Source organism: Nocardia farcinica (assembly GCF_029867845.1).
In the GTDB taxonomy this organism is placed as follows: Bacteria; Actinomycetota; Actinomycetes; order Mycobacteriales; family Mycobacteriaceae; genus Nocardia; species Nocardia farcinica_A.
Window position 1 is genome coordinate 1 of record NZ_JARWRU010000208.1, and the last position, 13,446, is coordinate 13,446.

Here is a 13,446-nt window from a genome sequence, read left to right on the forward strand (position 1 = left end):
GCCACACCACCACCGGCACAGTGCCCGCGTTCTCACCTCGACCGGAAAAGCACGAGCCCGCGCGATCTGTCGCGCGGGCTCGTGGTTCGCTTCCGGCCGGGCTGACGCCGGGCGGGTGGATCACCGACTAGCTGGGGCGGCCGACCTCGTAGGTGCCGTCATCCTTGGTGATCTTGATGTTGACCTTCTTGTCCTCGCCGTTGACCTTCAGCGAGCACTGGAAGGTGTTGTCGATCTCGACCTTCTGGCCGGCGGGGCAGGACACGTCGGCGACATCGGTGATGCCGTAGGAATCCTTCAGCACCGAGGTGACGCCGTTCTGCACCGCGGTCTGGTCCAGCTCGTCGGTGGCGGTGAGCAGCAGCACCAGCGTGATGATGCCGCCGAGGACCAGCAGGCCGACCACGGCCAGGCCGATGATCAGGCCGGTCTTACCGCCGCCACCGCCCTGCTGGGGCGGCGTCTGGCCGGGCTGCCCCCACTGCTGCTGCGGCTGCGGCTGGCCCCAGGCCTGCTGCGGCTGCGGCTGGCCGGGCGTCTGCCCCCACTGCTGCTGCGGCTGCGGCTGGCCGGGGGTGGCGCCCCACGGCTGCTGCTGCGGCTGGCCCCCGGTCTGACCCCACTGCGGCTGGCCGGGCGTCTGTCCCCACTGCGCCTGCGCCTGGTTCGGATCGGCCCACTGCTGAGTCGGCTGCGCCGGAGGCGGAGTCTGGCCACCCCACTGCTGGGTCGGGCCGGCGCCGCCGGGCGGCTGCTGGCCGGTCCACACCTGGGTGGGATCGTTGCGCCCCTCCCCTGCTTCCTTCGGTCCAAACGGGCCGCTCATTGGTTGCCTCCACTCGCATCGTTACTCATACGGTAGCCCCCCGACGGCGTCTGGTCGTAGAGTCACGACAGCTGCGCCACAGTCGGTACGCGCAAGAATCAAATCACAGACCATTCGGCTACGCGGCGTCCACCGCCACGACACCCCGCCTGATCGCGCGCACCGCCTTCGCCGCCGTCGCGGCCACTTCCTCGTCGTCGGCGGTGTTGTGGATCTGGTCGAGCAGGTCGATCACCTGCCTGCACCACCGCACGAAATCACCGGCCGACAGTGGTGTGCCCTGATCGCCTCCGGCCAGCAACGCCTCGGCCAGCCCGTCGCCGCGCGCCCACAGGTGCACGCCCGCGATGAAACCCAGATCCGGCTCGCGGGTGGGCGGCAGCTTGTGGCGGGACTCGTCGCGGCGCAGCTCGCTCCAGATGTCCACGGTGGCGCCGACCGCGCGCTTCACCGGCTGGGTCGGACCGGCCGGACCGAGGTAACCGCCCGCCTCCTGGCGGGATTCGTAGACCAGGATCGACACCACCGCCGCCAGTTCGGCCGGGCCGAGCCCGCGCCACACTCCCCGGCGCAGGCATTCGGCCACCACCAGATCGCTCTCGGCGTAGATGCGGGCCAGCCTGCGCCCGTCGGCGGTGACCTCCCCCTCGTGCACGAAACCGCGCTCCTCGAGCAGGCCGAGGATGCGATCGAAGGTGCGCGCCAGCGAGTTCGTGGTGGCGGCGACCTTCTGGCGCATGCTCTCGGTCTCGCGCAGGATGCGGTTGTAGCGCTCGCCGATGCGGCTCATCTGCTCGCGGTCGGGGCGCTTGTGCGCCGGATGCGCGCGCAGGGCGCGGCGCAGGGTGTCCAGTTCCCTGTCGTCGGCGGCCTCCGAGCGCCCGCCCCTGCCCCTGCGCCCCGGCGGGGTGATGCCGGTGCTGCGCAGCGCGGACGCCAGGTCGCGACGGCTGCGCGCGGTGCGGTGATCCACTCGGCGCGGCAGCCGCATATGCCCCAGCGTCTCGGCGGGAACCGGGAAGTCGTGCACCGACACCCGGCCCGCCCACTTGTCCTCGGTGAGCACCAGCGGGCGAGGATCGTGCGGGGTGGCATCGGGCTCGAGCACCACGGCCAGGCCCATCCGGCGGCCGGACGGGATGGCCACCACGTCGCCGCGACGCAGCGCGCTCAGCGCCTGCACGGCCTGTCCGCGCCGGTCGGCCCGGCTCTGCTGCGACAGCTGGCGCTCGCGCTGCTTGATCCGCTCACGCAGCTGGATGTACTCCAGGAAGCCGCCATCGGCGCCGCCGAGCTGTTCGCGCAGGCCACGCAACTGCCCCTCGTTGCGTTCGATGCCGCGCACCAGCCCGACCACCGAACGATCGGCCTGGAACTGGGCGAAGGACCGCTCGAGCAGCGCCCGCGCCTCGGCCGCGCCCATGCGGTCGATCAGGTTGATCGACATGTTGTAGCCGGGCTTGAACGAACTGCGCAGCGGATAGGTGCGGGTGGACGCCAGGCCCGCCACCGCGCTGGTGTCGACCTCCGGCTGCCACAGCACCACCGCGTGGCCCTCGACGTCGATGCCACGACGACCCGCGCGACCGGTGAGCTGGGTGTATTCGCCGGGCGTGAGCTCGGCGTGCGATTCACCGTTGAACTTGACCAGCCGCTCGAGCACCACGGTGCGCGCCGGCATGTTGATGCCCAGCGCCAGCGTCTCGGTGGCGAACACCGCCCGCACCAGCCCGCGCACGAACAGTTCCTCCACGGTGTGCCGGAAGGCGGGCAGCATGCCCGCGTGGTGGGCGGCCAGGCCGCGGTGCAGCGCCTCGCGCCACTCCCAGTAGCCGAGCACCTCGAGATCGCCCCTCGGCAGGTCGCCGGTGTGCTTCTCGATCACCGCGTCGATCTCGTCGGCGTCCTCCGGTCGGCTCAGGTCCAGCCGCGAGCGCAGGCACTGGGCCAGCGCGCCGTCACAGCCGGCCCGGCTGAAGATGAAGGTGATGGCGGGCAGCAGCCCCTCCTCGTCCAGCTTGGCCAGCACCTCGGGGCGCGGCAGCGGACGGAAGGCGCGCCTGGGTCCGCCGCGTCCGCGCGGCCCGCCGCCCCAGCTCTCCGCCCGGTCGGCCGCCTCGCGATGCTTGATGTAGCGGACCAGCTCGCCGTCGACGACCACCTTCTGCGCGCTGGAGTCGGTGTCGAACAGGTCGAACATGCGCCTGCCCACCATGACGTGCTGCCACAGCGGCACCGGTCTGGTCTCGTCCACCACCACGGTGGTGTCACCGCGCACGGTGCCCATCCAGGCGCCGAACTCCTCGGCATTGCTGACCGTCGCGGAGAGGCTGACCAGCCGCACCTCCTCGGGCAGGTGCAGGATGACCTCCTCCCACACCGCACCGCGGAACCGGTCGGCCAGGAAGTGCACCTCGTCCATGACCACATACGACAGCCCGCGCAGCGCGTCGGAGGAGGCGTAGAGCATGTTGCGCAGCACCTCGGTGGTCATCACGATCACCGGGGCGTCGGGATTGATCGACTGGTCGCCGGTGAGCAGGCCGACGCGCTGACGGCCGTGACGGGCGGTGAGATCGGCGAACTTCTGGTTCGACAGCGCCTTGATCGGCGTGGTGTAGAAGCATTTGCCGCCCGCGGCCAGCGCGAGATGCACCGCGAATTCGCCGACCACGGTCTTGCCCGCACCGGTGGGCGCGCACACGAGCACCCCGTGCCCCTCCTCGAGCGCCGTGCAGGCCTCGCGCTGGAAGGGATCGAGGTCGAAGCTCAATGCCGCCGAGAATTCGTCCAGCTCGCTGGTACGCGACCCCAAGTTCGTCACCAGACCGAGAGTATCGGAGGACGCCGACAGCGGTCGCCCGGATTTCGCTGCATCCCCCGCGTAGCGACCGGATCGGTGCCGTAACTCACCACGAATCCACCACAGCCCTCAGCTGTTCTTCAACGCCGGTTTCGCCCCGGTCACCGAGTACACTTCGTCGTTGAAGTGATTCCGTAGGCCTGTGCCGCGCCTATCGTGCGTCGACGTGTCGAGGCACCACCAGAGATCAGGCGGTGGCGCCCACCGCGTCATTGATCGACCGGATGACCCCGAGCAACCGCTTCGCCTCCTCGGGCTCGAACAGTTGCGTCGGCCCCTGCGGCGCCGCATCGGTGAACGGCGCCTCGAACAGCAACTTCGGGTCCATCTCACCGTGCCGGGTGAGATGACCGATGACCAGGTTGACGAAATCGATCTGGCTGGCACTCGCGGTGCGCTCACCGAGAAACTCCGCGAACGCCTCCTGCACGGCCTGCCGATCGAGACCGACGAGGGAACGGATGAACCGCCCAAGCCCCTGGGCGTTGGCCACGGCGCGTTCCATGTCCTCGGGTGCGCCGGCACCGCTGCGGGCAAGCAGTTCCTCGAGGGATTCCAGATCGGCCGGAGTCAGCGGCTTGCCCGAACGCAGCTTCTGCAAGGCCAGGTTGTCGGGCTGGCGGCGCAGATAGTCACGCACCTTCGCCCGGTAGCGCTCGACATCGGTTCCCGACCGCATCTCCGGCATGTCCCGTTCGACGACCTCGCCGAGGGTGTCGGTGAAGTCGGTGTAGACCACGACGCGCTTCTTCTTGTCGAGCAGTCCCACGATGGACCGCAGCTCCCGCCGGGCGTGTTCGAGCATGTCGACGGTGACGTCCTGCCACCACTCGTCGCTCGCCACCTCCCGCAGCAGTTCTTCCTTGGCCTTCACCTTCGGGATGGCGAGGCCCTCCTCGAGCAACCCGTCCGCTACGCCGCGAATCGTGTCGGCGTGCTTGGGCAGGGTGTCGTCGGCGAGGACGACGGAGAGTTGTCCGCGCAGCACGACGATGTCGAATCGTTTCGCCATCTCGTCGCTGTCGCGGACGGTGGTGGGCAGATCGGCGAGATCGCCGATGATCTCAGCGGCCGCCTGTTCGGTCAGCGACTCCCAGGCGGCCCGCTCGGCGTACTTCTCCACCGCGCGGCGTCGCGTGCGGACGATGAAGTTGTCCAGTCGCATCCCGGCGACCTGCCCGTGGAGCAGATCGGCCGTGTCGCGACGCAACGTCCGCGACGCGCCGGACCGATCGAGTGCGGCGAGCAGTTCGGTTCGCTTGGTGAACAGCTGCTGCGAGAGCGACGGCGCGAGCGCCCCTTCGGAGGCGCCGACATCCTGGTCGAAGTAGTCGAAGTTCCCGCAGATGTCGAAGACGAAGAAGTCGGTCTTGTCCTGGCCCGGACCGTACAGATCGGGACGCAACCGGGTGCCGCGGCCGACCATCTGCCAGAACTTCGACTTCGACCGCACCGGCTTGAAGAACACCAGGTTCACTACTTCGGGGACATCGATGCCGGTGTCGAGCATGTCGACGGAGATCGCGATGTGCGGTTCCTGGCCGGGCTGGGAGAACTTGTCGATGAGATCCTGGCTGTAGCTGACCGAGTGGGTGACGACGCGCGCGAACGAACCCCGGTATTCCGGGTAGTTCGCGTCGAACCGCTCGGCGATGAACTTGGCGTGCAGCTCGTTCTTCGCGAAGACGATGGTCTTGCCGAGCCGGTCACCACCGGCGACGCGATGCCCATGCGTCATCAGCGTTTCGAGCACCTTGTCGACGGTGTCGATGTTGAACAGCCACTTGTTGACCGCCTCGGCCTGCACGACATCGGGGATCTCGTCGTCCGGGACGTCGTCACCCCAGTCGATCGACTCGTAGCGCTTCTTCTCCTCCTCGGAGAGGTCGGCGTAGCGGATGCCTTTCAGCGGGAAGGTCAGCGGCACGTCCACCGCCCGCGGCGGCACGAGATACCCCTCGTCGATGGCCCGATCGAGCGAGTAGTCGTTCGTCGGGACACCGGTTTCCAGCTGGAACAGCTGGTAGGTGTTGTAGTCCACCTCGTCCTTGGGGGTCGCGGTGAGGCCGAGCAGCAGCGAATCGAAGTACCGGAAGATGTGCCGGTACTTCTGATACACCGACCGGTGCGCCTCGTCGATCACGACCAGATCGAAGTATCCCGGTCCGAACTTCCTTCTGCCGCCATCGGTTTCGTCGATCAGCCCCATCATCGTCGGGTACGTGGAGACGTACACCCGTCCCTCGGTGTTCTTGTCGGTCAGCAGGTTCACCGGCGACGAATCGGGCAGATGCGTCTTGAACGCACCGACCGCCTGCTTGACCAGCGCCTTGCGGTCGGCGAGGAACAGCACCCGCTTGACCCAGTTGGCGCGCATCAGCATGTCGGCCAGCGCCACCACGGTGCGGGTCTTGCCGGACCCGGTGGCCATGACCAGCAGCGCGGCGCGCTGGTTCTCGCCCTCGAACCGCTCGGTGACCGCGCGGATCGCCTCCTCCTGATACGGCCGCCCGGCGATCTCCTGCGGAACGGGCAGATCGCGCAGCGGCTTCATCGTCGTCCGGCGGCCGACGAGCAGTTCGAGTTCGTCTCGGGTGTGGAAACCGGCGATCTCCCGCGGCGGATAGCGCAGGTCGTCCCAGAAGTAGTGCTCGAACCCGTTGCTGTAGTAGATCACCGGCCGCCGGCCGAACTGCTTCTCCAGGCAGTCGGCATATAGTTTCGCCTGCTGCTGACCGGCGCCAGGATCGACGGAGGTCTTCTTCGCCTCGACGACGGCCAGCGGCAGACCGTCCGCGCCCCACAGCACGTAGTCGGCGAACCCGTTCTTTCCGTCGGGCATGCCGGTGACGGGATACTCGCGGTCCCGCTTCTGATCGAGCCTCCAGCCGGCTTCACCGAGCATGAGGTCGACGAGGTCGCGGCGGGTCTGCGCCTCGTCGTAGTCGTGCGTGTCGGGTATTGCGGCGCTCGCCTGCTGCGCAGCCTGGATCTGCGCGCGCAAGTCGGCGATCAGCTGCTCGTAGCTGACCTTCTCCAATTCCGCCGTCTCGACGGCCTCGTCGCGCGCCTTCAGCTGCGCGATGAGGTCCTGCTTCTCGGCCTCGGACTGCTCGAGCAGCGCATCCTTGGCAGCCAGCTCCGCTTCGAGCTTGCCGAGCTGCGCGACAGTCTTCGCCACCACAGCACCACCGCCGGGCCTGGGCAGCCGGGCCGGGTCGAACTGCTGCTGCGGCGACGGCTTGCTCGACGGCAGCGTGGCATAGGTGCGGGCCAGCCACGACAGGATGTGGAACAGCTCGGCGAGCGCCTTCCGACCGGCATCCTTGGGCACCGGGTGGGCCTCGTGGACGGCCTTGTTGCCGAGCCGGCGGATGAGATCCATCTTCGTGACGAGCCCGTGGCCGACGACGCCGACGAACCTGCCGTCATGAATCCTCGCCGCCAGGTCGGACTTGTAGGGCTCGGGCAGGCTCTGGGTGCGGTAAATCCACTTGACGGCGTGTTCGACGGTGCGACGCGCGTAGAAGCAGGTGGTGCGCGGGTCGAACAGCGCGTCCCGCTCGGCATTCCTGGCCTCGGCGTACAGCTGCGGCCATTCGGCCTGCAGGAAGTCGAAGTTCCCCACCATGGGACCGCGGTCCTTTCCCCACTCGTGTGCGCCACCTGGCGGTAACGCGCCGTTCCGTGCTCGATCCTGGCACAGGCGTCCGTGCTTTCCCGAAGCCCGCAAACACTACGGGACGGGTCCGACAATTTCTGCCGTCCGAACGGCCGACGCTGTCTGTCGGCGGGGCGTGTCATGCTTTCCCGTTCTCGCGCACGCGGGACACGTCGACCACGACGCCCCCTTTCTTCCCAGGAGCACGACATGACCGAGCAGAGCCCCACCCAGCAGACCCGCAACGCGGCCGCCGCCACTCCGAAGAAGCTGAAGAGCTGGCCGTTGGCCGTCGGCGCCACCGCGCTGGCCCTCGCCCTCGGCGCACCCGCGGCATCCGCCGCACCGTCGGCCACCGCATCCCCCGCACCCGCATATGCGGTGGCCGTTGCCCCGTTCATGCAGCAGCTGAGCCCCGGCCAGCAGAACGCCGTCCGGGCTGCCCAGCAGTACCTCGAGATCTCCGCCTTCTCCCGCAGCGGCCTGATCGCCCAGCTCGAGTACGAGGGCTATTCCACGGCGGACGCCACGTCCGCGGTCGACAGCCTGAATGTGGACTGGAACGAGCAGGCCGCACGCAGTGCCGAGCAGTACCTGGAGATGACCGCGTTCTCCCGATCCGGGCTGATCGACCAGCTGGTGTACGAGGGCTTCACGTACGAACAGGCCGAGTACGGGGTGAATGCGGCCTACTGACGATTCTGCGGCGTCAGCCCGTTCGATCGGTGAGGGTGGAGCACTGCGGCGCACGACCAGTCGCAGTGCTCCAGGCGCTTTCCCGGCGCCCGCGCGCACTACCCGAAGGGACCGACGAGTTCCCCCACGCCGATGCGCCCGAGAACATGCGTGGCGAAGGCGTGATTATGGAACCGCTTGTACGGTCCGCGTCCTTTCGGCTCGAGGAGTTCGGCAAGACCCCGGATCGCCGCCGCGAGGGGCAACCCCGAGAACTGCTCTTCAGCGCCTTTCTCTGAGCGGAACCACTCGATGACGAGCCCGTCACCGTCCGCCGAGGCCATATCGGTGCGGTGAAAACGCAACAGCGGAAACGCGGTCTCCAACTGGTCGAAGGCGCGGCCGGTGTCCGCGGTGAACACGGCCTCCGACACATACGTCACGAGGCGATAGTCCGTGATGTCGATGCCCAGCATGAGCCGCTCGACGTAGAGCACTTCCATCGGCCCGATGTTCAGTGTGAACAGGCGCTCACATTCAGCCGTCCTGTGCGTGGACGGCCGCGCACTCAACGTCCACCGTTCCACCTCTCCGGTGGAAGGATCGTCGAAGGCGGCTGCCAGATAGCCGACGATGAGGTCGACGGCCGTCCCGAAGAACGGGTCCTGCCGGAGTGCGGCGAAGTTCTCGCCACTGGCGGAAGGCTCGGGTGCGCTCATGCGAATCCTCGGCTCACTCGAAGTAGTCCTCGTCGACCTCGACGATCGTGAAGGTCTGCCGCGTCTGGACAGCGACCCCGTAACGGATCATCAGCTCGGCGAGGCGCTCACCGTCGATCAGGATGATGCGGGTCCCGATGCCCTGCGCGTACTCGCGGGCACCCGAGGTGAACGAACTCGTGGTGATGAACACCCCGCGCGCAGCACCCACCCCGTGCAGCGCACCGACGAACGCCTGAATCTCCGGCCTGCCCACGGTGTTGTCGGCCGCATAACGCTTGGCCTGCACATAGATACGGTCCAGACCGAGCGGGTCCTGATCAATAACACCGTCGACGCCGCCGTCACCGGACCCACCGATCCGGGCAGCCCGGCCCTCGGTGCCTCCGTACCCCATGGCGACGAGCACATCGAGCACCGACTGTTCCAGGAACGCCGGGTCCTGCCCACGCAGCCGCGCGAGCAGATCGGCCGCCACCTCGGCATGCAGGCGCTCGACACCGTGCTCGATCTGCTCGAGCGGATCAACCTCTTCGTCCGCCTCCGCAGTGCCGGTCGTCGGCGCGACATTCGACGAGCCCGACCGCGACGGCGTGTAATCGCGGTATTCGGGCAGCGCCTTCAAGGTCTTCTCGGTGATCCCCTCCGGATGCGCTTTCAACAGCGCGCGGCCCGCATCCGTGATGACGAATGTCGCGCGAGCCGGCTTGTCCACCAGCTTCGCGCGGTACAAGCCACTCAGCGCCCAGCCGATCCGGTTGTCGGCGCGGCGCTGGCCCGAAGGCAGCACCTCGGCCCGCTGCTCGGCGGTCAGCCCGACATGGTCCTCTACCGCCGCGTGCAGGTCCCGCTTGCGCCAGGTTCTGCCATCGGTGAGCACTTCCAGCACCGGGGTGAGGAAGCCGGACCACACCGGCATCGCAGACACGGGTGCCGTCACAGCTCACCTCGGAACGCGCGGGATTGAAGGGATGCGAAAAGAGAATCGAGTTGGGTAAGTGCTGCGCGATGATTGGACTTGCTGGACTCCACGAGCATTACTCGCTGTTCGAACTGCTTCTGCGCCGAGGCCGATGCTCTCGGAATTCGAATAGATTGAACCTCTCGCGCATTGATGTTGGCCATGCCCACGATGCTCTTGCACATCCCACGAAGAACAGCCTTACCATATCGCGAATTGAGGAAGGTAGAGATGTACTCAGGAGAGTTGCCGGACGCAACGCGGAGGCGAACAAGATATCCCGCGTACGCCATGGGATGCTGACCGCGGTAAACGGCAGTTTTGCCCACCAGTTCTGGGCTGTTGGTTCGATTGAACAGCACGTCACCCACGCGGACAGTAAAGCGCTCGATTTTATCGTCCGGCAGGTCGGTGTACTTAAGGTCGGTCAGATCGATCTGCCCCTGATAGGTGATGTTGTTCATTCGCAGCACAGCGAATTCCCCCTCGGCCCCACTCTTCTCGCTGGTTCCGTACTGCGCTGAGTCAAGGAGTTCACCGATCGTGACCAACTCCAGATTCTTCGGGTTCGTAGCTGGATCGCCGAACATGTCGATGAAGATCGACTGAGTCAACTCGTCGAGGCGGGCGAGGGCTTCGCGACGCTTGGCGCGGAGCGCGTCGGCATGGTCGAGAATCGCCGCGATCCGCCGCTGCTCCTCGATCGGCGGCAGCAGCAGCTTTTTACGATAGGCATCCTCTCGATTCAGACCCGGAATCGCTGCCGCCCGATTCAATCGAGTCAATCCCAGGGAACTCAGTCGATGAAATAGCCATCGGAGGTCTGCGTCGGTCGCACTACTATCAATATAGTAGGTTGTATCGATTGGCCAGCACTTGCTATCCGAGAAATTGACCTCACCGAAAGAACCCTTGCGTCCCACGACGATTGTCGGACCATCAGTGATCGAATCGATATGCGATCCGACAATTCCATTAGAGCCGTAAACCGCGAATTCGCCTTCGACTCGTCTTCCCGCCGGCAGACTCTTTCCGTACTTGAACTCACAGATGTCGGACAGCGTTACCTCGGGCCATGTACTCACACTGCACCCCCGGCAAGCATCTCCCGGAGCCGCATCATGCCCTCAACGATTTCCTTTTCAATTTGATCGAGTGCGTCAAGGATCTCCGCGGGAGACCTGTGCTCGGCCTCCTCGTGCACGATTTCCTTGTACCTGTTCAATGACAGGTCATACCCCTGAGCCGCGATATCATCCTTCGGCACACAGAAGCTCTGCTCCGTGCGAGCCCGCTCCAACTCTGCTCCATCGCGTTCGGCCCACCGCCGCAACACATCCGGCAAGTTGTTCTTCATATGCTCATCGTGTGACAGCTCCGCGAGGACACCGAGCTTCTCGGTAGCCAGCAGCGGGTTGCGCTTGTCGTCCAGGGACCAGCCGTCGGCCTGCACGTCGTAGAACCACACGTTATCGGTTCCACCAGAGTTGGTCTTGGTGAAGAACAGAATCGCCGTCGACACTCCCGCGTACGGCTTGAACACACCCGACGGAAGCTTCACTACCGCGTCGAGCTTCTGCTCCTCCACCAGAATCCGCCGAAGCTCCTTGTGCGCCTTCGACGAACCGAACAGCACCCCATCGGGCACGATGACAGCGGCCCGGCCACCGGGCTTGAGCAGACGCAGGAACAGCGCAAGGAACAGCAGTTCGGTCTTCTTCGTCTTCGCGATCTGCTGGAGATCCTTCGCGGTGTTCTCGTAGTCCAGCGAGCCGGCGAACGGCGGATTGGCGAGGATGAGCGAATACGCCTCGGCGTCCCCGGTGTTCGCCTCCGCCAGCGAGTCCCGGTAGCGGATGTCGGGCTGCTCGATGCCGTGCAGGAGCATGTTCATCGACCCGATTCGCAACATCGTATTGTCGAAGTCGAAGCCGTGGAACATCTCGTGGTGGTAGTGCTGCTTGCCAGCACCCGAGTTGATCGCGTCCGCGTGGTAGGCGCGCATGTACTCCGACGCACCCACCAGGAAGCCGCACGTCCCGGACGCAGGGTCGACGATGGTGTCGCCCGGCTTCGGGGCGGTCATATGCACCATGAGTTCGATGATGTGGCGCGGGGTGCGGAACTGGCCGTTCTGGCCGGCGGAGGCGATCTTGGCGAGCAGGTACTCGTAGATGTCGCCCTTGGTGTCGCGGTTTTCCATCGGCACCTTGTCCAGGCGGTCCACCACGCGCTGCAACATGCCGGGGTTGGGGATCGTCAGGCGCGCGTCCTTCATGAAGTGCGCATAGGTCGAATCGTCGCCGCGTATCTCCTTGATGAACGGGAAGACGCGGTTCGCGACGATGTCATACATCTCCTCGGCGTGCCGGTGCCGGAAGACCGACCACCGCAGGTCGTCGTACGGTCGGCCCTGGTCGTCATCGCCTTCGGGGAACGGGTTGCCCTCGAGGGGCTGTTCCAGCAGGTTCGCCCGCTCGAGCGCGCGGGTCTGCTCGTCGTCCAGGCGGCGGATGAACAGCAAGTACGTGATCTGCTCCATCACCTCGAGCGGGTTGGAGATACCGCCCGTCCAGAACACGTCCCAGACTGCGTCGACCTTGTTCTTGATGTCACCGGTGATCACGGGTACCCGCTACCTGCCTCTTCTTGCTCGACGGACCGACCAGCAATGTATAGACCACCCCGCTGACAGGACCATGCTCTGCCCTCCCTGGCATCGCTCGGAGCCTTTGCCGATCGGCTGAGTAGTTCCTGTCCGGCACCCAGCCGCGCGCTGCGACGCCTTCTCGGCGATGGGTACTCTGGATCTCCAGCACGACGGGTCTGCTCACGCATGCCCGGCTATCGTGAGGGGCTGATTGCCGATGCTCAGGGGAGGGAACGTGCGCATTGTCCGCGCAGTCATGTCCGCAGCCGCCGTCCTCGCGGTGACGGCCGGGTGTGGGGGTACCGAAGCGGGAACCGCCACGCCGACCACGCAGGCGATGGACAACCTGCTCAATCCCTGCACCGATGTGCCCGACGAATGGCTGGTCGAGACCGGCCTCGATCCGGCCAGCGAGCGGAACACCGTCAACCCCACCGAGGTCTCCTCTTTCCGCATCTGCGGGTGGAACGCCGTGGACCTGCCCTACATGGTGGACCTGATGTCCAGCAGCAAAACGCTGGAAGAGACTCGCAAGAGCACCACTGTCATCGTGCTCGGCGAGGCGACGATCGGGGATCGGCCGACTCTGCTCACCCGCGTCAAATCCGACGCGACCGATCAACTGACCTGCTATCTGACGTTTCCCGCCCAGCAGGGTTCTTTCACGGTCTCGGTCGGGTGGCGCGCTTCGCACCCCATTACCGCTGACCGCTGCGAACTCGCGGTCAAGCACGCCACAGACCTCGAGCAGCACTTGCCGGAGTAGCCGAGAGCATTGGAGGGGGCCGCGATCATGGCGGATGCACAAGCACACTTGCAGACATGGCGGACGTTCAAGCAGCAAGGGATCGACGGTGAATTCAGGCTGGAAGAAGGGGTTGGAAGCGCACTCGTCGGCCGCTGCAACACCCTGCTCGCCTCGCTCGAGGAGATGCTGAAGAGCGCCTCGAACCTCGAGTTCCTATCCGGCTACGGCGGCCTCCCATCCGCTCAGCAACTACAGCAGAAGTTCCAGCAGAAGGCGGTCGGCGGAGCTACCCACGACCCCGATGACAACGCGATATCGCGCATCAAGCTGCACATCGAGATCG

General features: G+C 66.2%; 10 protein-coding genes. 3 read left to right on the forward strand and 7 right to left on the reverse strand.

Annotation, left to right across the window (positions count from 1 at the left end):
• Positions 1-127: 127 nt before the first annotated feature.
• The 3 genes from QH283_RS04195 to QH283_RS04205 form a co-directional block, all read right to left on the reverse strand.
• Positions 128-826, reverse strand: a complete 699-nt coding sequence (locus tag QH283_RS04195; RefSeq protein ID WP_280501698.1) for a DUF4333 domain-containing protein — start codon at positions 824-826, stop codon at positions 128-130.
• 118 nt (positions 827-944) lie between these two features.
• Positions 945-3,653 carry a DEAD/DEAH box helicase gene (locus QH283_RS04200; protein WP_432420655.1) on the reverse strand — a complete coding sequence of 903 codons (2,709 nt, stop codon included), beginning with the start codon at positions 3,651-3,653 and terminating at the stop codon, positions 945-947.
• Between the two features lie 223 nt (positions 3,654-3,876).
• Complete coding sequence (locus QH283_RS04205) at positions 3,877-7,320, reverse strand: DEAD/DEAH box helicase family protein (RefSeq protein WP_280501700.1); 3,444 nt, start codon at positions 7,318-7,320, stop codon at positions 3,877-3,879.
• A gap of 240 nt (positions 7,321-7,560) precedes the next feature.
• On the opposite strand from QH283_RS04205, the gene QH283_RS04210 reads away from it, so the two are divergent.
• On the forward strand, positions 7,561-8,046 hold the full coding sequence (locus QH283_RS04210; RefSeq protein WP_280501701.1) for an Ltp family lipoprotein: 486 nt from the start codon (positions 7,561-7,563) through the stop codon (positions 8,044-8,046).
• A gap of 98 nt (positions 8,047-8,144) precedes the next feature.
• Here QH283_RS04210 and QH283_RS04215 read toward each other — a convergent pair whose 3' ends face one another.
• From QH283_RS04215 to QH283_RS04230, 4 genes are read right to left on the reverse strand one after another with little or no spacing between them, the layout of a single operon-like run.
• Positions 8,145-8,744: a hypothetical protein gene (locus QH283_RS04215; RefSeq protein ID WP_280501702.1), complete on the reverse strand. Its 600-nt coding sequence runs from the start codon at positions 8,742-8,744 to the stop codon at positions 8,145-8,147.
• A gap of 13 nt (positions 8,745-8,757) precedes the next feature.
• On the reverse strand, positions 8,758-9,684 hold the full coding sequence (locus QH283_RS04220) for a restriction endonuclease (protein ID WP_280501703.1): 927 nt from the start codon (positions 9,682-9,684) through the stop codon (positions 8,758-8,760).
• A complete protein-coding gene (locus tag QH283_RS04225) occupies positions 9,681-10,790 on the reverse strand; it encodes a restriction endonuclease subunit S (RefSeq protein ID WP_280501704.1) in 1,110 nt (369 codons plus the stop codon). Before QH283_RS04225 ends, QH283_RS04220 begins: the two co-directional genes overlap by 4 nt.
• Entirely contained in the window at positions 10,787-12,331 is a 1,545-nt protein-coding gene (locus tag QH283_RS04230; protein ID WP_280501705.1) for a type I restriction-modification system subunit M, read from the reverse strand. The genes QH283_RS04225 and QH283_RS04230 overlap by 4 nt, the downstream gene beginning before the upstream one ends.
• 259 nt (positions 12,332-12,590) lie before the next feature.
• On the opposite strand from QH283_RS04230, the gene QH283_RS04235 reads away from it, so the two are divergent.
• Complete coding sequence (locus QH283_RS04235) at positions 12,591-13,121, forward strand: DUF3558 domain-containing protein (protein WP_280501706.1); 531 nt, start codon at positions 12,591-12,593, stop codon at positions 13,119-13,121.
• A 27-nt stretch (positions 13,122-13,148) separates the two neighbouring features.
• Positions 13,149-13,446: hypothetical protein (locus tag QH283_RS04240; protein WP_280501707.1), on the forward strand; the 298-nt coding region annotated here is incomplete at its 3' end.